General features: G+C 66.7%; 21 protein-coding genes. 5 read left to right on the forward strand and 16 right to left on the reverse strand.

The annotated features are described in order from the left end of the window. Positions 1-224: 224 nt before the first annotated feature. The 3 genes from U9979_RS22295 to U9979_RS22305 form a co-directional block, all read right to left on the reverse strand. Complete coding sequence (locus tag U9979_RS22295) at positions 225-2,573, reverse strand: serine/threonine-protein kinase (protein ID WP_322780849.1); 2,349 nt, start codon at positions 2,571-2,573, stop codon at positions 225-227. Between the two features lie 590 nt (positions 2,574-3,163). After that, complete coding sequence (locus U9979_RS22300; RefSeq protein ID WP_322780850.1) at positions 3,164-3,565, reverse strand: VOC family protein; 402 nt, start codon at positions 3,563-3,565, stop codon at positions 3,164-3,166. 11 nt (positions 3,566-3,576) lie between these two features. Next, positions 3,577-4,341 carry a phosphosulfolactate synthase gene (locus U9979_RS22305; RefSeq protein ID WP_322753711.1) on the reverse strand — a complete coding sequence of 255 codons (765 nt, stop codon included), beginning with the start codon at positions 4,339-4,341 and terminating at the stop codon, positions 3,577-3,579. 259 nt (positions 4,342-4,600) lie between these two features. Here U9979_RS22305 and U9979_RS22310 point away from each other — a divergent pair, with 259 nt between their 5' ends. The 3 genes from U9979_RS22310 to U9979_RS22320 are packed head-to-tail and all read left to right on the forward strand — an operon-like array spanning position 4,601 to position 8,434. Next, positions 4,601-6,166, forward strand: a complete 1,566-nt coding sequence (locus U9979_RS22310) for an AMP-binding protein (RefSeq protein ID WP_322780851.1) — start codon at positions 4,601-4,603, stop codon at positions 6,164-6,166. Then, positions 6,163-7,395, forward strand: a complete 1,233-nt coding sequence (locus U9979_RS22315; protein WP_322780852.1) for an acyltransferase — start codon at positions 6,163-6,165, stop codon at positions 7,393-7,395. Before U9979_RS22310 ends, U9979_RS22315 begins: the two co-directional genes overlap by 4 nt. A 7-nt stretch (positions 7,396-7,402) precedes the next feature. Then, positions 7,403-8,434, forward strand: coding sequence for an alpha/beta hydrolase family esterase (locus U9979_RS22320; RefSeq protein ID WP_322748498.1), 1,032 nt, complete (start codon positions 7,403-7,405; stop codon positions 8,432-8,434). Between the two features lie 11 nt (positions 8,435-8,445). Here the strand turns inward: U9979_RS22320 and U9979_RS22325 are convergent, their stop codons facing one another. The 8 genes from U9979_RS22325 to U9979_RS22360 form a co-directional block, all read right to left on the reverse strand. After that, on the reverse strand, positions 8,446-8,838 hold the full coding sequence (locus tag U9979_RS22325) for a PIN domain-containing protein (protein WP_322780853.1): 393 nt from the start codon (positions 8,836-8,838) through the stop codon (positions 8,446-8,448). Continuing rightward, positions 8,835-9,170, reverse strand: a complete 336-nt coding sequence (locus U9979_RS22330) for a hypothetical protein (protein ID WP_322748493.1) — start codon at positions 9,168-9,170, stop codon at positions 8,835-8,837. The genes U9979_RS22325 and U9979_RS22330 overlap by 4 nt, the downstream gene beginning before the upstream one ends. 157 nt (positions 9,171-9,327) lie before the next feature. After that, positions 9,328-10,335 (reverse strand): porphobilinogen synthase, encoded by a 1,008-nt coding sequence (gene hemB, locus U9979_RS22335; protein WP_322780854.1) that lies wholly within the window; start codon positions 10,333-10,335, stop codon positions 9,328-9,330. Positions 10,336-10,385: 50 nt separating this feature from the next. Continuing rightward, positions 10,386-12,224, reverse strand: coding sequence for a uroporphyrinogen-III synthase (locus tag U9979_RS22340; RefSeq protein ID WP_322748491.1), 1,839 nt, complete (start codon positions 12,222-12,224; stop codon positions 10,386-10,388). Positions 12,225-12,226: 2 nt separating this feature from the next. Beyond that, a complete protein-coding gene (gene hemC / locus U9979_RS22345) occupies positions 12,227-13,276 on the reverse strand; it encodes a hydroxymethylbilane synthase (RefSeq protein WP_322753992.1) in 1,050 nt (349 codons plus the stop codon). After that, complete coding sequence (locus U9979_RS22350; protein ID WP_322748489.1) at positions 13,273-14,625, reverse strand: glutamyl-tRNA reductase; 1,353 nt, start codon at positions 14,623-14,625, stop codon at positions 13,273-13,275. The genes hemC and U9979_RS22350 overlap by 4 nt, the downstream gene beginning before the upstream one ends. Continuing rightward, entirely contained in the window at positions 14,622-15,467 is an 846-nt protein-coding gene (locus U9979_RS22355; protein WP_322780855.1) for a redox-sensing transcriptional repressor Rex, read from the reverse strand. Before U9979_RS22355 ends, U9979_RS22350 begins: the two co-directional genes overlap by 4 nt. A 231-nt stretch (positions 15,468-15,698) precedes the next feature. Then, complete coding sequence (locus U9979_RS22360) at positions 15,699-15,962, reverse strand: glutaredoxin family protein (RefSeq protein WP_322748487.1); 264 nt, start codon at positions 15,960-15,962, stop codon at positions 15,699-15,701. 385 nt (positions 15,963-16,347) lie between these two features. On the opposite strand from U9979_RS22360, the gene U9979_RS22365 reads away from it, so the two are divergent. Together U9979_RS22365 and U9979_RS22370 are read left to right on the forward strand one after the other, a co-directional pair. Further along, the gene (locus tag U9979_RS22365; RefSeq protein ID WP_322780856.1) at positions 16,348-17,187 is read left to right on the forward strand and encodes a sigma-70 family RNA polymerase sigma factor; all 840 of its coding nucleotides are present in this window, start codon (positions 16,348-16,350) and stop codon (positions 17,185-17,187) included. A 135-nt stretch (positions 17,188-17,322) separates the two neighbouring features. Then, positions 17,323-18,225, forward strand: coding sequence for an HAD-IB family hydrolase (locus tag U9979_RS22370; protein WP_322748485.1), 903 nt, complete (start codon positions 17,323-17,325; stop codon positions 18,223-18,225). Between the two features lie 95 nt (positions 18,226-18,320). Here the strand turns inward: U9979_RS22370 and U9979_RS22375 are convergent, their stop codons facing one another. From U9979_RS22375 to U9979_RS22395, 5 genes are all read right to left on the reverse strand, one after another. Then, positions 18,321-18,578, reverse strand: coding sequence for a hypothetical protein (locus tag U9979_RS22375; RefSeq protein WP_322748484.1), 258 nt, complete (start codon positions 18,576-18,578; stop codon positions 18,321-18,323). 87 nt (positions 18,579-18,665) lie between these two features. After that, a complete protein-coding gene (locus U9979_RS22380) occupies positions 18,666-19,973 on the reverse strand; it encodes a lysophospholipid acyltransferase family protein (protein ID WP_416220280.1) in 1,308 nt (435 codons plus the stop codon). Positions 19,974-20,159: 186 nt separating this feature from the next. Further along, positions 20,160-21,200 (reverse strand): NAD-dependent epimerase/dehydratase family protein, encoded by a 1,041-nt coding sequence (locus U9979_RS22385; protein WP_322748483.1) that lies wholly within the window; start codon positions 21,198-21,200, stop codon positions 20,160-20,162. A 204-nt stretch (positions 21,201-21,404) separates the two neighbouring features. Further along, on the reverse strand, positions 21,405-22,283 hold the full coding sequence (locus U9979_RS22390; protein ID WP_322748482.1) for an SAM-dependent chlorinase/fluorinase: 879 nt from the start codon (positions 22,281-22,283) through the stop codon (positions 21,405-21,407). 290 nt (positions 22,284-22,573) lie between these two features. Further along, complete coding sequence (locus U9979_RS22395; protein ID WP_003948845.1) at positions 22,574-22,672, reverse strand: 30S ribosomal protein bS22; 99 nt, start codon at positions 22,670-22,672, stop codon at positions 22,574-22,576. Positions 22,673-22,800: the final 128 nt, after the last annotated feature.

Raw genomic sequence — 22,800 nt, forward strand, 5'->3', positions numbered from 1 at the left:
AGGCTGCGAATATTAGCCCGGTCGCCGTGGGCTCCACCACGCCGGCCCGACGACAGGGGCGCAACCCACCCGGCGCCCGGCGCCACGACAGCCGCAACTGCAACTGTGTTCACGACCAGGAGACCATGACCAGAATGGCTGGATTGTGATCAAGGGGACGAGTCCGCCACCCCAGCGAAAGATCCAGGCCGGGGCACACACGCAGCGATACCCGCGGAGGCGAGTCAGTTGGCGGACCGCTCCAGATGCCGGTCGAGTCCACGTGCCTCAGGGACGGCAAGCAAGGCCAACCGCGCTTGAGCTGCGTTCTGAAAGCGCTGCTCCGGGTCTCGTGCGGTCGCTTTAGAAACAACCCGGGCCAGCTCTGATGAGCACTCGAGGACAGACGTCTCGAGATCCTGGGTAAGAGCACGGTAGAGTCTTGTCGGAACATCTTCATCCGGGTTTTCTCGCCCGCCGAGGAGTACGTACAGTACCTTTCCAAGAGAGTAGATGTCGGTTCGATGGTCGATCTGTTCACCCCGAATTTGTTCGGGTGACATGTAGGCCGGCGTCCCGATAAGCGTGCCCTGCCATATCGTGGAGAATTCTTCGTCAGTTGAATCGCCAGGGTCCACGATGTGTCGGGCTACCCCAAAGTCGATCATTATTGGCTCGCCGAAAGTGTCTACGATGACGTTGTTCGGCTTGACGTCCAGTCGTGCGATCCCAAGTTCGTGCAGGTATTCGATCCCGCCTAATAATGACACTGCCAAGCGCACGGCCGTAGCGCCGTCCGGCCGGCTCTCGCCAGTCTGCCGGCTCAGGCTGGAACCCTCGACCAAGTCCATGACAATGCCAAGCCGACCATCGGCTTCTTGCAATAGCTCGTAGGTACGAACCACGTTACGGTGTCGCAGCCGCAGCGCAATCTGCGCTTCTCGACGGAATCGTGCCCGAGCCTCTCCTTCGGCGGTCGGCGCATCCAGTACCTTAATGGCACGCCGTAACCCGGTCCTTGTGTCCACCGCAGCAAAGACAGTCCCCATTCCGCCGGCACCGATGATGTCAAGAAGCTCGTACCGCCCGCCCGCCATCAACCGCTGAGCCCGAGGAACGCGGAAGTCGACACGGTCAATACCGGTTCCACCCGGCGGCGCTGCCGAGCCGACCACCGTCCTGTCTGACGTAGCGTAGACGCGAGGACCCCCTGGAGGACGGGGGGTAGGCCGCACATCAGCAGGCAGTGGAACACCGAGAAGCTCTACACTTTCTCGTTCGCTGGTTCGTGCAATTCGCAGAAGCCGACGGCGCATCTCCGCACTCAGTCGATAACTCGGCGTCCGGGTAATACCGCCAAAAAGTGTTGCACCATCCCGCAGATCTGCAAGCAACTCGATTATGCCATGACGTACCAGATGCCGCAGCACCAGGTCGGCTCGGGCCGACGTCAGCGAAAGTAAGGGCGACAACGCACGCTCACCCCTGGTCACATCCTCGGCCTTGAACACCCCACCTTCACTGCGTAGAACCCAGTCGGTGACGTAATACGCACCGAGCCGGAACCGGTCTTCCTCGACGGTGCGGCCTTGCCCGCGCTGTCGGCCAAGTATGCCTGCCAGGATCTCGGCCAGCTCCGCATACAGGGTGAAGCGATCCATATCATCCGACGAGATTCTGATGAACGGGGTACCATTATCCCATGCGAGGAGACTGTACAGTTCCTGGGTGAGCCGCCGCGGGACACCGCGCCCCTTGTACTCGAGGTAATCACAGATCAGTTCGAAAATCTGGGTGTCGACCAGCCGGCCGTTGGTCGGGCTACGGATCAGTTCGCTGAGAAGAGCGGCCGCGGCCTGCCAGAGGCACGGAACGTAGGTAGTCCAGGAAAAGACACTCTCGTAGATTCCGATACCGGATCTACCGTCAGCAACAGCTTGATCGAAAAGGTCCACGCCGGCTACAAAAACAAAGTGCACCCCAGGCACCGTCAACACATTCTTGAACGCTGTCAGCACCGCGTTCAGGCTGACCCGTCCGTCCTCACTGCTCGTGAGTTTGTCCAGCTCATCCAGGACGACGACCACGTGGATCGGAAGGGCGGCAATGCCACGCCCACGCCTGCGGAGACGGCGACGGGCTGTCGGCTGCGCGCGGCGCAGGACCGGGCCGAACCCGCCGCTCCCCACACTGCTCAGCAGTTCTACAATCCGCAGGAAATCATGTTCGACATCGGCGCCGCTGTAGGTAAGAAACGATGCTTCCGTGGCCAGCGACCGGGTGGTCTTTGTACCACGCTCCAGCTTCGGTGTCAGGCCGGCGAACTGCACGGCTGCTCCCACGCCAATCGATCGCGTCACCTCACGATCTTCACTCGCCCGGGAAGTCAACGACAACGACGTTCGTGCATATGCGAGCAACACCGAGTTCCGTACAGCTGCCGGTAGAGTGACCAGCAGCCCGCTGTCGTCCAGGCTTTCCACCACTCTACGGATTACTGAGAACAAGAACTCCTCGGTACTCATCGGCCGCGCGATGTTAAGGAAAACCGGCAGGTAACGTCGCCCCGCCGTTTGGTCAACCAACTCCCGCACGCATGACCGCACCAGGGTAGTCTTCCCGGCGCCCCGGAATCCGGCTATCAGGAACGCGCCCCCGTCGGAGCGGTGGATCCGCTCCCGCAAGCTCGTGGAGAGTGCCCGATGGTGCAGGCTCGACATGATCGAATCACCGACGACTGGTCCATGCACGTACCGAAAATCGTCGTCGAGCCTCATACCGCCGGCAGAAGGCGACTGATCTGACACGCTTAGCACAGTACGCGCTCGGCTACGGGGGTGGGAAGTGAGGTCCGAGCGTACGGGTGATGGGAGGGGTGTCCCGATGCCGCAACTTCGCGGCCACTTCAGCCTGCCTTCTCACCGTCGGCGAGCGCTATCGGTGTCCCACGAACAGCGGCAGCACCGTGCCCGTCGACGTCACCAGGCCCCGCTCCACACGATCCGAAACGATCAGGCGTACGGACCGCAGACCGTAGGCAGGAAGCGACACGCCACCATGACGGCGGGCACGGGCAACCGGCCGGCCAGCAACGCAGCCCGCCGAGGTATGCCCGCCGTCAGGCGCAGTCAGCAATCATGATCAACTTAGCCTGACAGGAGCCGACGACACGACCTCCTGAAGATCAGTACATCATCCGCGGGTCGACATAGTGTTTGAATTCGAGCAGGTTGCCCGACGGGTCGCGCAGCACCACGGTCCGATGCTCTTCGACCAGCCCGGCGAAACGTACCTGTTCGGGCTGGAAGACCGCCACCTCGCGCAGTTCGACCAGGCGCAGCAGTGCGTCGAAGTCGGCACCGTCCCGGAATGTCACGCCGAAATGGCGCGGGTACAACGTCGTCTCGCCAGGTTCATAATCAGGAGTGAGGTGGCAGACAAGCTGGTCGCCGAAGAAGTCGAGCGTGATCCGGTCGGAATAACGGCGGGCGAGCCGGCAACCGAGCAGGTCCACATAGAATCGCTGCGCCGCCGCCAGGTCCATCACGGGAATGGCGAGATGAAAGACATCGGCGGTGTTTCGCACGGCCCGCTCCTCTACTCGAAGGCCAGTAGCGTGTCCGAGCGGAGCCCGAGCCGCAGGGTCTCCAGGCCCACGACGTCGGCGGCGTGCACGTTTCCGAGGTTGACATCCGGACCGACCCGGCGGATGAAGTGGGTCTGCAGCGTCTTGGTAGGCGTCTCGAACACCAGTCGATCGACTGGCACGCCGGAGTCGAGGATGTCCTCGATCAGACCGAACCGCAACTGCCCGTCCGGCCGGCAGATTCCGCTGGTCCCGGTCTCACGTGCTTCCAGGATCACCATCTGGGCGCCGGCATGCAGGTCGGTCCGAATGGCGGCGATCCACCGGGACGGCGACTGACGCTCGGAACGTTCGGCATCCTTGAATCCGACCTCGCTCAGCACGACGAATTCGTCGGCGAGTTTGGCAACGTAGCTCGCCTTCTCCTCGACACCGAGGTCGATGGTCCCGTTCGACACCTCCACATACCGACAGCCCTGCTCGCGACACAGCTCCCGGAAATCGTCGAAACGACCCTGTAGAATGTGCTTTTCGAACAGGGTACCGCCGAAGAGGAAGTCGATACCCAGGCCGCGCAGACAGGCGATCTTATCGGCCATCCCGGCTGTCACGAGCGACGTACCCCAGCCGAACTTCACCAGGTCAATATGATCGCAGAAGCTGGCGACGGCATCGCGGAAATAGCCTGTCGGCAGGCCGTTGTCGATCACTATCGTGATTCCACGGGAACGTGGCTTCGGCTGGCGTGCAGGCAGAGTGAGAGCGCTGGTGATCATAACGGCCACCTCCTGGAGCGGCACCTGACTGGTCCGGAGATCCGGCGTGCGGGATGAAATCACCACGCACACCAAATACCACCCCTACCCTTCCACCACCACATGAGAACGGCTTTAATACCAGCTGTGGAATCGCTGAGAGATCGGGGCAGGCGACGAAATTTTACCATCCATGCAAACATGATCCGCCAGCAGGTCCGTCGGTAAACTCTCATCGGGTCCCGAGGTTTCGTTAACGTTGTTCGAGAAGGATGCGAACGTGCCTGCTACCCTTGACAGCCCTCGTTCGATGGATCTGGACGAGCGGTCGCCCACGGGCCACCGCCGCATGATCGAGCTACTGGAGGCTCATAGTCGGGACCATCCCCGTCGGGTCTGTCTCGTGGACGCAGGCAGCGGCCGGCGCATGCACTACGACGAACTCGGTGCCACAGTAGGTGACTGGTGGTCGGAATTCGACCGTGCCGGCTGCCGACCCGGACAGCGAGTGGCGATCGTCGTCGCCGATCCGGTGGATTTCGCCGCCGCCTACCTCGGAGCCATCACCAGCGGACGCCACGCCGTCCCGTTGAGCCCAGACGCTCCCCCGGCGGAGCTGGAGCGGATGCTCACGATGGCCGGACCTGCCCTGGTGGTCACCGACCGGGAGCTACCTGCGGCGGCCGGCGTCGGGCGGGTCGGCCCGCGCCCCGCCCGGGTCGACCACCGCGGTCCAGCTCCTACCGCCGGCCGGCCGGCCGCCGGCGGTGGGGTGGTGCTGTCCACCTCAGGGACCACGGGGACGGCCAAGCAGATCTTCCTCGGCGAGGCACAGCTCGTGCACGTCGCGCGTGCGGTGGCCGTCCATCACGGCCTTACCAGCGACGACATCGGGTTCTGTCCGCTGCCCCTGTTCCACGTCAACGCCGAGGTGGTAGGGCTGCTGGCCACCCTGACCGCGGGCGGCGCGGTCGTGTTGGACACCCGATTCCGCCGCCGGGGATTCTGGCGACGGATCGTCGAACACGACGTGACCTGGATCAACGCCGTACCGGCCATCGTGACCATCCTCGCGCGCGACCCGGATGTCGGGCAGGCGCGTTCGACCAGGGTGCGTTTTGTCCGGTCCGCGTCGGCCGCGTTGCCTGTCGCGGTGCTGCACGCGTTCGAGCAGGCCACGGGCATCGGGGTGCTGGAGACCTACGGCATGACCGAGGCCGCGAGCCAGATAGCGGCCAATCCGCTGCGTGGCGTGCGCAAGGCGGGCTCGGTCGGGCTACCGGTCGCCACACAGGTACGGGTGGTCGACGAGGACGGGCAGGAGTGCCCCGATGGCGTCACGGGCCGCGTCCAGATCCGCGGCGCCGGGGTGATCAGAGCCTATGTGGGCGAGGCCGGAAACGAGCGGATTGACGCCGACGGTTGGCTCGATACCGGCGACCTGGGGTATTTCGACGCCGATCGGTACCTGTTCCTCGCCGGCCGCACTGACGATGTGATCAACAGGGGTGGCGAGAAAATCTTCCCACGCGAGGTGGAGGAGGTCCTGCTTGCCGATCCCCGGGTGGATGCGGCCGTGGTTGTCGGCCGCCCCGATCCGGTTCTCGGCCAGACACCGGTTGCATTGGTGGTACCAGCCGCCGGGGCTGACGAGAGCCTCACCGCCGATCTGGCCGCCCGCTGTGAGTCCGTCCTGGAGCGCTTCAAGCGTCCAGTTGCCATCGACGTCGTCGACGCGCTGCCGGTCGGACCCACCGGCAAGGTGATGCGGCGGCTCGCCGGCAACCGCCTCGATGGAAGCCAACGCCTGCGTGACCGGCTCGACTGTGCGAACGGATTCGGATGACGACGACGACGGCGACGCCGAGCCCGGTACGGGCCACCACCACAGCGCCGGGCTCTTCCCAGGACCAACGACCGGAGCCGCCGGTCGTTGGTCCTGGCACCGGTCCTGGCACCGGTGCCGGCGCCGGTCCCGGCATGGCTCGGCGGCCGGCGCATCTGCACGACGTCGACCTGGTCCGCCTGCTGACCTTTGTCGCGGTGGTCGGCGTCCACACGACGGGCGGTACGAACCCGTTCCAGAGCGTCGGCGGTAACGCCGCTCTCGTGCTGCTGCACTTCACCCGTGAGGCGTTCTTCTTTCTCACCACTTTCGTGCTCTTCCACACCCATTACGGCCGTCCCCTCGCACTGGGCCGGTTCTGGCGACGTCGGTTCCTGCTCGTCGGGGTGCCGTACGTGGTCTGGACCGTGCTCTATGCCGGCCGCGGTCTCCTCCAACAGCTCTCAGACGGCCAGATAACCGCCGCTTTGCGCACTCTTGGCTATGACTTAATCACCGGCGACGCCTGGTATCACCTGTACTTCCTGCTGGTCACCCTGCAGGCATACCTGCTGTTCCCGCTGCTGGCCCGTCTGGTGCGGCGCACCGCCGGGCACCACTGGTCGCTGCTGGCAGGAAGCGCATTGCTCCAGATCGCCATCCTGACGGAAGTCCACTACGGCCGGCCGTGGTCCGGGGTGGCCGGCGTGCTGGAGCAGCACTGTTACGAGCTGTTCGGGATGTACCAGTTCTGGCTCGTGGCCGGTGCGCTCGCCGCGGTCCACGGCGATCGCTTCCGCGGCTGGGTGAGTCGACACATCGGGCTCTCGGTACTGAGCGCGGTACTCGCCGCCGGTGCCGCAGAACTCTGGTACATGATCGCACGACATCACGGACAGCCGCCGTTCGACGCCGCGTCGGTCTTTCAGCCCATCATGGTGCCATGGGGATCAGCGAGCATCGTGGCCCTGTTCGCCCTGGGCTCGGTGTGGCAGCGCAGACGACGTCCAGGCCGGCTGGACTCACTCATACGCAAGGGTTCGGAGCTGTCCTTCGGCATCTACCTCGTGCATCCGGCGATCCTGGTAGGTGTGCTGACCGTCCTTCCCCACGCCCTTCCCCCACCGTGGTCAACCCTGCTAGCGATGTCTACGACCCTGGTGCTGTCGACGGCGCTGGTCGCGCTCTGCCGACCCACGCCGCTGAGCCTGGTGGTGTCCGGTCGGCCCCGACAACGGACGACAGGCTGACCTGCGCATGACCTATCGACGGGGGAATCTTCTGCTGGCCGCCACGGCGGCGATAGTACTCATCGTCACCATGGCAGAACCTATCGTCCACGTAGATCGAAAACAATCAGCCGTGGCAGCCGCATCGGTCACACCCAGCCAACCGTCTACCCCACCGCAGGGTGCAACTAGCAAGGCCACGATCACAGCCCAGCCGCTGATCAGCCAGAGCACGCGGACGATCACGATGGGTGGGCTGCGACGCGTCTATCTGTTGCTGCGACCGGTTGGATCCACGCAGCGGCTGCCGCTGGTGGTACTTCTGCACGGTCGCGGCCTGACACCGACCGCGATGGTGGCGCTCAGCGGCCTGAGTCCGCTCGTGGCCGACGGCCACGCGATTCTTGCCGTACCCGCAGGTCTCGACCGGTCCTGGAACGCCGGCGCCGACTGTTGTGGCACGGCGGGCCGGTCACGACCGGACGACCCCGCCTTTGTGCGCGGTGTCGTCGCCGCGGTGCTGCACGGGGAGCCGGCCGACGCACATCGGGTCTACCTCGTCGGCTACAGCAACGGCGGAAAGCTCGCGCTTCGGATGGCCTGCGAGGACCCGTCCGCCTTCGCCGGAGTCGCGACATACGGGGCCGTACCGCTGGTACCGTGTGCGCGAGGACGTGCGGTGTCGGTACTGCTTGCCGCCGGTACCGCCGACCAGGTGCTGCCCTATGACGGAGCTCTCCTGGCACGACCACCGCTGATGTCGATGGCCGCCGCGGTCGCACTCTGGCGTGAGCGGGACGGCTGTCCCGCACGGCCTGCGACCACCCGCCGGGTGGGTCCGGCTGAGATCATGATCTGGCGCGAATGCCGGGACCGTGCCGCTGTCGCCGCCGTCACCTACCACGACGTGCCACACTCCTGGCCGGCACCACCACGCGTACCGGCCGCAGCCAGTGCCGCCACCGTCATCTGGAGCTTCTTCGCCGGTCTGCCGGACGTGCCGGCCCCGCCAAACCCACCCGCCGCCACGGTCGCTCGCTCCGCCACCGGACCAGCGTGACCGCGCCGTACTCAGACGACGTGCAGATTGATCTTTGTGTCATGCGCGTCCGCAAGGGCGGACACGTCCGACGGATCGCTCGTAACGACGGAATGATCCTTTGTCGCCGCGGTCAGTACTACGGCAGCGTCGACGATATCGCTGGTACCCGCCCGCGCCAGCAGAGATCCGACCGCTCGCGCGTGCTGCTCCGAGAAGTCCTCGACGTCGCAACCCTTTACAAAGCGGGACAGCAGCGGCTGTGGGCCACCTCGCCACGCCTGCGCCAGCACTGGCGCGGGAATGACCGGACGAACCTCACGTTCCAGGATCCGCCGATGCAGCGCCCACATCTCACGATCACCTGCTTCAGCCGCCAAGAGGGCGCCGGTGTCATACGTGACTCCACCTTCCTCCTCCGTCATCGGGATCTCCTCCCGACTCCGAGCCGATCGAGAATCTCGTCGGCGCGCCGCAGTGCATCCGCGGGGATGGGGCCGTGTTCGGCTTCGTACTCACGGACGGCCGCAAGGCCCTCCTGGATGCCGATGTGATGATCGATCACCTGTGACATCCAGGCCGACAGGCTGATGCCCTTGGCCGTCGCCGCCGCCCGTGCGGCCGTGAGGACACGTTCGTCCAGGGATACGGACACCTTCGCGACAGCCATGCCGTCATCGTAGTCGATCTGTTCGTACCAACGGTACGAACACGCCACCGACAGCTCCCGCGTCGGTCGCTCCAGAACCATGGTCATTGTGGTCCCTCCACCAGAAGATGGCCGATCTTGCTGTGAAGCAGCCTATCGGCCAAAGTAGGAGGATTTGTCCGCAAAGTGCACATGAGGACCACAGAAACGCGTGGCGCGACCGGGCCCGGCAGGAACGAAGCCGCCAGGAAGGTGCCCGGCCGGATCAGCGCAGGCGCTGGGCCACCTCGGTCGCCCAGTACGTCAGGATGATGTCCGCGCCGGCCCGGCGGACCGCCGTCAGCGTCTCGGTGATGACGCGCTCGCGGTCGATCCAGCCGTTCGCCGCCGCCGCCTCCACCATCGCGTACTCGCCGGACACCTGGTAGGCGGCAACTGGCACCTCCACGGCGGCGGCAACCGCCGCCACGACGTCCAGATAGGCCAACGCGGGTTTCACCATCACGGCGTCGGCACCCTCGGCGATGTCGAGGGCGACCTCGCGCAGGGCCTCACCGGCCGAGCGGGCCGGGTCCTGCTGATAGCCGGCGCGGTCACCGAACCCTGGTGCGCACTCGGCCGCGTCGCGGAACGGGCCGTAGAAGGCCGAGGCGTACTTCGCCGAGTAGGCCAGGATCGGCACGTCCGCGTGGCCGGCTGCGTCGAGCGCCGCGCGGATCGCGCCCACCTGGCCGTCCATCATCCCGCTCGGCGCCACCACCTGGGCACCGGCGCGGGCCTGGGCCACCGCGATCGAGCCGTACCGAGCCAGGGTGGCGTCGTTGTCGACGTCACCGTCATGCGTCAACAGGCCGCAGTGGCCGTGGTCGGTGTACTCGTCCAGGCACAGGTCCGTCATGATGACCATGTCGCCGCCGACCTCCGCGACAAGATCTGCGAGAGCAAGTTGCACGATGCCGGACGGGTCATCCGCGGCCGAACCACGCCCGTCCTTGCTCGCAGGAACGCCAAAAAGGATCAACCCACCGACGCCGGCCCGGGCCGCCTCGACCGCGGCCTTACGCAACGACTCCCGGGTGTGCTGCATGACGCCCGGCATCGAGGCGATGGGCGCCGGGGTGGCGATGCCCTCCTTGACGAACATCGGAAGCACCAGGTCCGCCGGATGTAACCGCACGTTGGATACCAGCCGCCGCAGGGCTGTACCACGGCGCAGCCGGCGCGGTCTGGCCAGCGGGAACCCGGCGCGACCACCAGCGACACGATCGCCCACAGCTCCTACTGGCCCGACAGGCCCGGCACCACCGGCGCCCGGCAGCGCGGTCACCGCCGGGAACCGCGCCGGGGCTTGGGTAGCCTGGCCGCGAGCGGACCGACCTTGCCCAGTTCCTCACGGTGCTCGGCGGCGAAGTCGGCCAATGCCTGCACCAGCGACGGGATGGTCGCCTCCGTCGCCTGGACGTCGACGCGCAGGCCCAGTTCGACCGCGGTGGCCGCCGTCTGCGGGCCGATGACCGCGATCACCGTGGTCTCGTGCGGCTTACCGGCGATCCCCACCAGGTTGCGCACGGTCGAGGATGACGTGAACACCACGGCGTCCACCCGGCCGCCCTTGAGCGCCTCCCGGATCGGAGCCGGCGGTGGCGCGGCGCGCACCGTGCGGTACGCCGTGACGTCGTCGACGTTCCAGCCACGGTCCTTCAGCCCGGCGACCAGGGTCTCGGTGGCGATGTCCGCCCGGGGGAGCAGCACCCGGTCGAGCGGGTCGAACACGTCGTCGTACTCGGGCCAGTCTGCCAGCAGACCCTCGCTGGACTGCTGGCCGGACGGGACGAGATCCGGCCGGATTCCGAAGGCGCGCAGCGCATCTGCGGTCGCCTCACCGATCGCGGCCACCTTGACGCCGGCGAACGCCCGCGCGTCCAGGCTGCGTTCCTCGACCTTCTCCTGGACGGCCCGGACCGCGTTCACCGAGGTGAAGGCGACCCACTGGTAACGGCCCGACACCAGGCCGGTGATCGCACGTTCCATCGGGGCGGCTGTCCGCGGCGGCTCCACCGCGATCGTCGGTACCTCCAGCGGACTCGCGCCGTGCGAGCGCAGCAGGTCCGAGAGGATGGCCGCCTGCTCCTTGGTCCGGGGCACCAGAACCGTCCAACCGAACAGCGCCCGTGACTCCCACCACGACAGCTTGCCGCGGGCCGCGACCGCCGGACCGATCGACATGACCACGCATGGTGCGTTGGCGATGACGGACGCCGCATCGGCCTCGATCCGGTCCAAGGTGGAGGAGACCGTGCGCTGGTCGGTCGTGGTGCCGTCCACTGTCACGGCGACCGGTGTGTCGCCCGGGCGGCCCTGCTCGACCAGTGCCGCCGCGACCTTACCGACCTCGTTGGAGACCGCGGTCACCACCAGGGTGCCGGGCGCCTGGGCCAGCGACACCCAGTCGACCTCCGAGCCGGGCACACCAGCGGCGCCCAGGCCCGCGCCGATCCCACCGAGACCGAGCGACGCGCCCAGCGGCGATGCCGTAAGGCCTGCGCCCCCAAGACCTGCGCCCCCAAGGCCAGTTCCGCCCAGGCCGGACCCACCCAGCTCAGACAGACCGCGCCCGCCGAGACGACTGGCCCCGAACGTCGCCGAACCCAGCGGCATGCCCGGCGTGTCCGCCGCCGGAGTGATGGTCGGCTGCACCCCGCTGGCGGAGAACACCCCCGCTGTGCTTGCGAAGGTGACCGGAAGCCCGGGCGCGACCCCCGAGTAGGCGGCAACCGCCGCACCGGTGGGAATACCCGGCACCACCCGGAAAGGAATCTTGGCTTTGGCCAGCGCCTGCGCGTCGGCGATACCGATCCCGGTGAGCCACGGATCCGACGCGTACAGCCGGACGACCCGTTCCCCCGCCCGGGCCCGCGCGACGACCACCGCGGTTGCCGCGTCCGCGTCCATGATTGGTTTCGCCGGTTCGGTATCGCCGATACGCAGCACCTCACCGGCAAGCGTGGCGACAATCTCTGGAGCGACATCGGGATCGACAATCACCGACTCGGCGCTGGCCAGCGTCTCGGTGGCAAGAACGGTCAGCAGGCCGGGATCGCGTGGGCCGGCTCCAACGAGAGCGACCGGGATCAGAGGCTTTTTCGTGCGGCGGGTGGCCATGATCAGAAATTTCCCATCAACGTCTGTGCTCCAGCGGACAACATCGCGTCCGCGAGGCGCTCTCCCAGCGCCTCCGGGTGGTGAGCGGGCCCGGTGACCACGCGCCGGAGAACACCGTTCCCCTCCGGCGACGCAACCACCGCCCGTAGCCGGATGACACCGGCGGCCATTGCTCCCTCGGGCGCCACCGCAACGTCGGCAAGAGCGCCGACCGGTGCGCTACAACCGGCCTCGATGGCAGCCAGATAGGCACGTTCAGCGGCAACAGCCGTGCGCGACAGTGGGTCGTCCAGCACAAACCGTAGCAGCTCGGCGAGAGTGACATTGCCTCGGTACAGGTCGGCCCGATCGAAAACACCGTCGAGCACGTCGGGATCACCCGCGCATTCGATCGCCAGCGCACCCTGCCCAGCAGCCGGCACCATCACATCCGCATCCAACACCTCGGTCACCGCGTCCAACCGGTCCAGCCGGTCCAGCCCGGCATGGGCGAGTACAACCGCGTCGACCGCTCCGTCGATCGCCTTCTTAATTCGCGTGTCGACGTTACCCCGAATCGGGACGACATTCAGCCCGAGGCCCAGCGCACGCAGCTGCGCAGCTCGCCGGGGAGACCCGGTACCGACGGTGCCGCCGGGCCCGAGGTCGCTCAACTTCCGCCCACTCGGCGTGACGACGACATCACGAGGGTCCGCGCGGGGCGGGACAGCCGCGATCACAAGCCCGTCCGGGGTTGCTGTCGGGAGGTCCTTCAGGGAATGGACGGCGAGATCGATTTCACCGGCCACCAGCGCTTCTCGCAGCGCGCTTACAAATACGCCGGTCCCGCCGAGCTGACTGATCGCCTCCTGGGAACGGTCGCCGGCGGTCACAATGTGCACCAGTTCGACCTGACGGCCCAGCCGCTCCCGCAACCAGCTCGCCACCAGGCTGGACTGCGCGAGTGCGAGCGCCGAACCCCGCGTGCCCAGCCGCAGCGCATCCCTGCGCCCGGTGGGTCCCGGGACGGACTCTCCATCCGGTCGACCTGGTCGACGGTTTCCGCTCGTCATGGTGCCTCTCGTAGCTCGGGTGCGGACACGACGGCCGGGGCCTCCCGAGGAAGGTCGAACAGCTCACGCAGCGCCTCGGCATAGGTGTCGCCGCCGGGGGACGCAGCGAGCTGCTGCACCCGCACGGTCGGCGCGTGCAGAAGTTTGTCCGCCACGCGCCGTACCGTCCCCTCCACCATCGCCCAGTCACGGGGGGAAAGGTCGGGCAGGCGGGTCTGCAGTCGGTCGAGCTCCTCGCGCACGACAGCCGCGGCCTGCGCCCGAAGTGCCACGACGGTCGGCGCGACCCGATGAGCACGCCGTCGATCAAGATAGGTACCGGTCTCGGACGCCACGAGCGCCCGGACCGCCTCGACGTCGCTGGCCACCTGCTGGCCGTCAAGGGCGCTCCGCAGGGTGTCAAGATCAATAAGGGTGACGCCCGGAAGATCACGGACAGTCACGTCGATGTCCCGGGGAAGAGCGAGGTCCAGCAGGACCAGTGGCCGCCCGCCCCGACGGACCATCGCCTCGGCGATCGCCTGACGGGTCAGGATCAGCCCGGCCGCACCCGTCGATGTGATCACCAGATCGGCCCGGTCCAGTTCCGGTGCCACCTGCGTCAGCGCGACCATCTCAGCCGTGTAGACCTCGACGATTCGCCGGGCTCGCGCCGGGCTACGGTTCGCGACCACGAGTTCGGCCGCACCGGCCCGCCGCGCCACGGCCGCCGCCAGCGCTCCCACGACCCCCGCACCCACCAGCAGGACCCGACGCCCGGCAAGCGCGTCGATCGCGGGCAGCGACTCGGCCAGCGCGGCCCGCTCTGCGGCGCCCTCCCAGACAGCCGCGGCCATGCCCACCCCGACCGACACGATCGACGCTCCGGCCGAACCGATCGCGGTCTCACTGTGTGCGCGCTTGCCCACCCGCAACGCCGTCTGGAACAGACCGCCGAGAGTGGCTCCGGCGCTGGCCTCGACCTGGGCCGTCCGAAAAGCCGCGCGCACCTGCCCGAGGATCTGGGTCTCCCCCACCAGCATCGAATCCAGGCCACAGACGACGGAGAACAGGTGGCTGACAGCCCGAGCCTCATGGTGGACGTACAGATGCGGCGCAAGATCGGAGAGCTCTGTCCCGGTGATCCGGGTAAGTTGGTCGGAGACATCGGCAACGCCGCCGTGGAAGGTCTCCACTTCGGCGTAGATCTCGGTGCGGTTACAGGTCGACAGCACCACGGCCTCGGCGACGCATGCGGCCTGGCACAGATCGTGGAGCACCTTCGGCACATCATCATCGGTGACCGCGGCCATCTCCAGGATGGACGTCTGCGCCGTCCGGTGGTTGAGGCCCACGGCCAGCAGGCTCATGATCCGTCACTCCCGGCGGTGCCGACAAGAGGGCTGCCACTGTGGGTATGCCGCGGTGGCGGCTCAGCCGGGGCACGTGTCATCACCGCGATCCGGGAGTCGGCGGGCCCGTCCTGGCGGCCGGCGCGACTGACTGGCGAACCGATGTCGTCCGAACCGATCTCGTCCACGGAGCAGCCGGGACGCTTGCGAGCCTCGTGGAACGACAGGATTTGCAGTTCCACCGCGAGATCAACCTTGCGCACGTCCACTCCCGCTGGCACCGACAGCACAATTGGTGCGAAATTGAGGATACTCGTCACTCCCGCCGCGAGGAGCCGGTCGCACACAGCCTGCGCGGCGGCGGCCGGTGTACAGATCACGCCGATGGTCACCCGCTTCAGCTCGACCAGGGCCTCCATCTCGTCGAGCGGGCTCACCACGACACCACCGATCGACTCGCCGATCCGGCCGGGGTCGACATCGAGCAGTGCGACCACGCGGAAGCCGCGGGACTGAAACCCGCCGTACCCCGCAAGGGCGTGGCCGAGGTTGCCGACCCCGACCAGAAGCACCGAACGGTCCTCGGTCAGACCGAGTTCAGCGGCGATGCGGCTCAGCAGGAGATCCACCCCATAGCCGACGCCACGCGTCCCGTACGAACCAAGATGGGACAGGTCCTTGCGCACCTTCGCCGAGGTCACGCCGGCCGCCGAAGCGAGCGTCTCGGACGACACAGTGTGCACCCCCCGATCGGCAAGCGAGGTAAGGACCCGCAGGTAGAGCGGGAGTCGGGCGACTGTCGCCGCAGGCACCGGCGAGCGGGCACGGCCGGCCGAAACGGCCCGGCGAAACTCGGTCATGTACGGCTCCCGCACCATTTTGAGGCGCCCGGCTGCCGGCGACGCCTGCCGTCCGCCAGCAGTGCTTGACAGTCGAACAGCAGTGCTTCACGGTCGAACGACGCCGGTAGACGACTGTCCGGGTGAGTTTACGACTTCGTGAAGGCGTTCACGAAGTCGTTGTGATCTTGCGCTCAGGTCGGCTGCCGGCCCACCATCGAGCCCGGGGTCCCCCGAATGGTCGCGAAGCGGCTATGAGCGCCCGCCGGCCAGAGCACGCCGAAGGCGGGGCTCCTCGACCCGCCAGTAACCGTGCTCCCGCCCGTCCACAAGAATCACCGGTACCCGATCACCGTAGGCATCGACCAGATCGGCGCGAGCATCGACATCGACCTCCTGCCATCCGGCACCCACATCGCCAGCCACCCGAGCCACCGCGATCCGTGCGTCGTCACAGAGATGACAACCGGCCCGGGTCAGCAGGGTGACCCGGACGCCTCCCGGCCGACCGCTCACGCCGGCGCCCGACCCCGGCCCGCACAAACCCGCACCGCTACTCCGATCTTCGTAGCCCGACCCGTCAAAGTAGATCTTTCAAGTGGCCCAACACCATCACAAACACACTTCCCCCAGACCCATAAGACAACCACACATCTTCACCTCACCATGCACGCCCGGTGCCGGATCGTTGGCTAGACTCGGCTGTCCAGGGTCCTTGGATGGTCATCGCCGGAGGCGCGAGAAAACCATGATGGCGCCTTTTCCGACCGGACCGCCCAGGGGCGACAGACGTCCGGACGATCCCGGTCTCGAACAGGTGACATCCCGCTTCAGTCAGCCTCGTTGATCGTTCGGAGCCGAGTATGCCCGCCGCGCCGTCCCGTGCACACCGGGGATGTGCGTGGCCGCGAACCCCGTTGCGGGTCATACGCGGATCGCGGACGTGAACCGGTCCTGGTCGCGCCCGGCGCCGGACCCCGTCGGCCTGGCAGCGCTACGGGCCGAGATTTTCTCGGTGAACAATGCCCCGTACGCCGCCATGCTGGGCGGACCCGTGCGGGCCAGCTCGGCCATGGGTGGGTCGGTCACGCCGTCCGGCATCCGGTCGTCATCCCCGGGCCGACCGGTCGGCCACGGCACACCCGGGGTGTCCGAGCCAGCGCCGGCCCAGGGTGTCATGGGGCCGGAAACCGATGTCCCCGAACTGGTCCGCCGCGCGCAGGAGGGCGACAACGAGGCTTTCGGCCGACTGTACGACTCCTACCTGGACGTGGTCTTTCGCTATGTGTTCTACCGGGTTGGCAGCCAGGCGATGGCCGAGGACATCGTCAGCGAGACCTTTTTGCGTGCGCTGCGCGGCATCAGAAGCTTCACCTGGCAAGGCCACGACATCGGCGCCTGGTTCATCACGATCGCACGGAACCTGATAATTGATCATAAAAAGTCGCGGCGGACACGGATGGAGTTCCCCACCGACGACATCGCGGCGACCGCGGACACCCAGCTCGTCTCAGGGCCGGAGGAATCGGTCCTTGCCGGCGTCACGAGCAAGGCCCTGATCGATGCGGTCCGCATGCTCAGCCCCGAACAACGGGACTGCGTCGTACTGCGCTTCCTGGAGGGGCTCTCCGTGCGGGAGACCGCCTTGGCGATGGACAAGAACGAAGGCGCGGTCAAGGCGCTCCAGTTCCGGGCCGTCCGATCCCTTGCCCGCCACTTCACCGCGCAAGCCGCCCCCTGACAACCCCCGCGCGACCACAGCTCCACCGCGCGCCCGATGCCGGGTACCGCTGCGTGGCCTCGTGGCACCGTACGCTTCCCAGGTTGCAGTGACAGCGTGGCCCTCCCGTGGGCCGTGGACGTCCAGGAGGGCACGATGCGGTTTCAACCACGCCCGGCACGGACAGCTGATGACCGCGCCCGCAGAGCCGACGCCGAAGCTGCCGCAACCGCGGCGCTCAAGGCAGCCGCTGAGCTGGCGGCCAAGGCCCCGCCCGACCCGACCGCAGCCGCGTTCTTCGATGTGGACAACACGATGATGATGGGAGCGTCGATCTTCTATTTCGCCCGCGGACTTGCCGCGCGTGACTTCTTTCAGTCCCGGGACCTGCTGAAGTTCGGCTGGCAGCACGTGTCCTACCGGGTCCGGGGGCTGGAGAACACCAGCGGGATGCGGGATGTCAAGGAGACCGCGCTCGCGTTCGTCGCCGGTCGCGAGGTCGCCGAGATCGTCCGCTTCGGTGAGGAGATCTACGACGAGCGGATGGCGGAACGCATCTACTCGGGCACCCGGGCACTTGCCGAGCAGCACCTCGACGCGGGCCAACGGGTATGGCTCGTCACAGCCACACCGGTCGAACTGGCGGCCGTCATCGCCCGACGCCTCGGACTCACCGGCGCGCTCGGAACGGTCAGCGAGGTGTCGGACGGGCGTTACACCGGACATCTTGTCGGTGATCCACTACATGGTCCGAGCAAGGCGGCCGCGGTGGCGGCCCTGGCCGAACGTGAACAATTGGACCTTTCCCGGTGCTGGGCGTATTCGGACTCCATCAACGACCTGCCCATGTTGTCGCTGGTCGGCCATCCCGTGGCGATCAATCCAGACCCCGACCTGAAGGCCGTTGCCCGGGAACGCGACTGGCCGATCAAAGATTTCCGCATCGCGCGGAAGGCCGCCCGCATCGGTGTGCCGACAGCAGCCGGAATGGGCGCGCTGGCCGGGGGCGTCGCAGCGGGCATGGCACTGCGCCGCCGGTACAGCGACGCGGTCGACTAACCCGCCGCCACCAACGCCGCCCCTAACGCCGGCATCGGCACCGGCACCGGCGGGCCCGGTGTCACCGGCTACGGGTGGCGGTGGCGGTGGCGCCGTCAGCGACGACCGCTGGGCATACCGGGATCGTTTGGCGTGCCGAGACGGGTGACCCGCGACGGTCCGGACGGCGTGCCACGGGTCACCGCAACGATGGCCACGACCGAGGCCAGCTCGATGACGGCCAGCCAGATCGCCAGGAAACCATCACCGATCACGGCCAGTAGACCGACCATGCCGGTGACTGACAGTAGATAGATGGCGACGAAACCGCGTGCCGCCCACGTCCGCCTGGATGCCCCGAAGCCTCCGGCCACCCGGAAAAAACCATGGGCGCGCGGCCTCGGGTCGGCCCGATGCCGGACGTCCGATGTCGCATCAGGCCCATCCTCAGTCGCCATGTGTCAGAAGAATACCGATCGGCGCTGCATCAGGAGCCCGTAGAGGGAGTGCTGGATTGTCTCCCGGATGCGATCAGTGAGTTCGAACACCAGCATCGGGTCCTCGGCCGCGGCCGGGGTCAGCGATTCGGTGTCCACAGGCTCACCGAACTCGATGAGCCATTTCGACGGAAGCGGTAGCAGACCGAGCAGTCCGAACCAGGGAAACGTTGGCGTGATCGGCAGGTAGGGCAGGCCAAGCAGACGAGCCAGCATCCGGAGATTCCCGATCATGGGATAGATCTCCTCAGCTCCGACGATAGTGCAGGGAATAATGGGAACCCCGGTTCGCAATGCGGCCGAGACAAACCCTCCACGACCGAAGCGCTGGAGCTTGTACCGCTCGCTGAACGGCTTTCCTATCCCCTTGAAACCCTCCGGCCACACCCCGACGAGGTGACCGTTGGCGAGCAGTCGTTCAGCGTCGGGCTGGCAGGCGAGGGTGTTACCGGTCTTGCGCGCGACAGGCGCGAGAAATGGGACGGCGAACACCAGGTCCGCGGCGAGCATCCGCAGGTGCCGATGGGCCGGATGATGGTCCATAATTGCCAGCGCGGTCATCATCGCGTCCAACGGCACCGTACCCGAGTGGTTGGCCACGATGAGCGCGCCACCGGTGTCTGGAACGTTCTCCAGGCCCCGGGTCTCAACCCGAAAGTAGCTCTGATAGATCGGCCGCAACAGCGGCGCGATGACGTTCTCGGTGAGATCTTCGTCGAAGCCGTGTTCATCGACAACGTAGTCCCCGGTGATCCGCCGCCGCAGGAACGCGAGAAAACCCGCGAGAGCCTGCTCGAGGCTGCCCGCGTCGGCGAGCGGTTCGGCGGGCAGTGTCGACACGGGGTCCATACCCGAGTCTCCTGCCGGGTTGCTCCCGCCTGCGGCCGGTTCCCGCTGCGTAGGCGTCAGCTCCTCACCACCGTTTGAGTCACCACCGTTCGAGTCACCACCGTTCGAGGCGCTGTTCACCGATGCGTTCTGACCGGACACCGCCGGGCCCAACGCGGCCGGGCCCAACGCGGCCGGGCCGACGTTCGCCCGGTCTGATGCGGTGGGCCGACCCGCGACCGGATCCGGGTGCGGGCCCGCGGGGACGGTCATGTGCTCGCTGACGCGCATGTCGACAACAGGCGCGTCACCGGCCAGGTCCGTCCCGCCGTCGCGGTCGACCTCCGACGGATCCTGCGGCCGCGGACGGCGCGCCGCCGCGCCGCCGCCCGTCCTGGCGCGCCCGTCCTTGCTGCCGAGCGGGATGATCCGCGCTTCACTCACACCAGTGACCACCTTTTCACCAGACTTGCCCTGGCACCCTTCAGGCCTCCAGGGTCCCCCCAGCCGTCAGAACGCGCCTGCCAAGCCGGACCGAAGATCTAAAACAGACGCTGACAGACCGGCTTCGCCAATCCGCCGGGAACCCCGGCGCACTGATCGAAGGCACATCGATCAGTGCCATCCTGGTCACGACGTCCCGACCAGACGGCGTCGCGCCAGTACACCCAACAAGCCGCGTTCGAACCGCATCACGGTGTCACGGTCGATCGCGAATCGCATCGGGCGATCTCGTACGAAGTCGTCGAATGTCTCCAGGGTCGTGAATCTCGGAACGTAACCGAATACATGCTTCAGCCGAGTGGTGTCGACCGCACGGCCGTGCGCGAGGAAACCGAGCTGCTCCGCAGAGAAATCCAGCAGCCGCGACCGGCGAACCAGGTTCCCGAGCGTAACCACGGCGGGTGACGGCACCGGAAGCGGCGCCCGCCCCGCCCGCCGAACGGCCTGGGACAACAGGAGAACACCGTCCCCGGCAACATTGAATGTGCCGGGATGATCCTCGATCGCAGCCTTTGTCAGCACGCCGAGCGCATCCTCGCTGTGCAACAGCTGCAGGCGCGGATCAAAACCGAGCACCGTCGGGACAACCGGTAGCTCGAGGTAGCGGGTCAGCGGACTGTCAATTCCAGGGCCGACGATGTTCGTGAAGCGAAGCACACTGACGGTGACGTCCGGCCGGCGCCGGCTGAAACCTCGGACATATCCCTCGACCTCGAAGGCGTCCTTGCTGTAACCACCGCGGGGAAGACCACGCGGTTCCATTTCTTCCGTGAACAACGCCGGGTCCCGAGGCGATGATCCGTAAATTGTGGTGGTTGACTTTACGATCACCTTTGTAACACTCGGCGCCTTCTGGCAGGCCGCAAGAAGCTGCATGGTACCTATGACGTTGATTTCCTTCATCGCGGTCCGCCCACCTGCGCCGAGCGGAGTCGCGATGACATTCAAGTGAAGCACGGTGTCAACCGCAGCGGCGCCGATCACCTTCGCGATCAACGGATTACGGATGTCCGCACGGACAAACTGCGTCCGCCCGAGATCGTCACGGGGTGGTATGGTATCGACCCCGATGACATCCTCGATCTCCGGATCAGCCGCGAACGCACTGGCAACCTGGGCACCCAGGGGTCGAGAAACACCGGTAACGAGCACGCAACGTGGTCGCATTCTGGTCGCCCCCTGCCCCGATCTCGACGTCATGTTACGCCTCACAGTTGTCGGCGCGGCAACGCTCTGTGGTCCGTGGCGTGGCGTCCTATTAGCCGGCGTTAGCCGCCGTTAGCCCGCGTTAGCCCGCGTTAGTAGCCACATTGTGGCCCGATAGCCACTGTCGGTCGGGCACGGAGGCCACGCGTTGAATAGCCGATGGCATCAGACACGGACGGAAACCGGGAGCGACCCGGTCGACGCCACCGGTCTCGAACGTGGTTCGCGAGGGGCATGGGCGATCACGATCGCGGCACGGCGACGTACCCGTAGCGCATCCACCGCCCGCCCGCAGTTGACTGCGATCATGACACGACGCAGTGAATCCTCGCAGACCGCAATATGGCCGACCGCAACCTCACCATAGGTATGGGTGAATCGCAGCATCAGGGTACGTCCGGCGATGCGCACCTCAACGGAATCACCGAGCGTGATACCCGCGGCCTCAAGATCCGTACGGGTGATGTTCAGGGCGAGGTTGCCGAAATGATCGATGTCGACAACCTCACCATGGACGTGGTCATCGTCAACCGAGCAGGCCCGTGGCCGCAGCTGAACCACGGACGCCGGGTCCAACCGCGGCCCCACCTCGCCCAGCGCCAGACCGGCAGCCAGCCGCGCGGCGACCGGGGCGTAGACGTCACGACCACGGAACACCGCGGTGGGCATCGGCAACCACAGCTCTCGGTCTGCGATCTCGTGGACCTCGATCAGGCCGCCCAGCATCTCCCAGGCAAGCGAGGCCAGCCCGTTGTCAGGCGCGACAAAAATCGAGCCGTCCGCGGTGCGGACGGCGATCCCGCGGGTGTACCTGCCGTCGGTACCAAGCGGTTCGACCAGGGTGAGATGGATCCCCCTGGGCAGGTAGCCGACGGCCCCGGCCAGCATCACCGCACCATGCTCAACATCCTGTGGGAGCACCGCATGGGAGATATCGATCACCCGGGCATCCGGAGCATGCCTGGCGATCACCCCGTGGCAGACACCCACACAGGCGTCGTCCAGCCCATAATCCGACAAAAAACTGATCCACGAACCCGCCATACGATCCCCTGCGCCGGGGCCGGCTCCGTTGCCGCCCGTCACACGAGAGCTTCCCACAAGGCTCGGCAGCCGGCAGTCGAGGACCTACCGCCGGTGGAACCGGACCGTTACACAACGATCCGCCCCGAACTGCCGGAATTCAAACCGTCAATTTTCCGTCCCGAACACACGGAACACCTCGACACCCTGGAGGGCCAAAGGGCGTGCGACGATCGTCAGATCGCGCGCCCGGAGGCCGCAGTCTCCGGAGCACTGGAGGAAAAAGAGAGTGTCACATGGTAGTTGTACGACTACTTCTTGTTACGTCGCTGAACGCGGGTGCGCTTGAGGAGCTTCCGGTGCTTCTTCTTGGCCATACGCTTACGACGTTTCTTGATAACCGAACCCACGAACCCGACCGATCTGTATGAGGGAAAGCCGAACGGACTATCGGCTGAGCCTACCCGCTCCCGGACCTGTACTCGCCGCATCCTCCCGCGGGATCGCTCGGGGACCCGACCAGACAGGCCACCTTCTG

The sequence above is a fragment of the Protofrankia sp. Cas4 genome (assembly GCF_963555915.1).
In the GTDB taxonomy this organism is placed as follows: domain Bacteria; phylum Actinomycetota; class Actinomycetes; order Frankiales; family Frankiaceae; genus Protofrankia.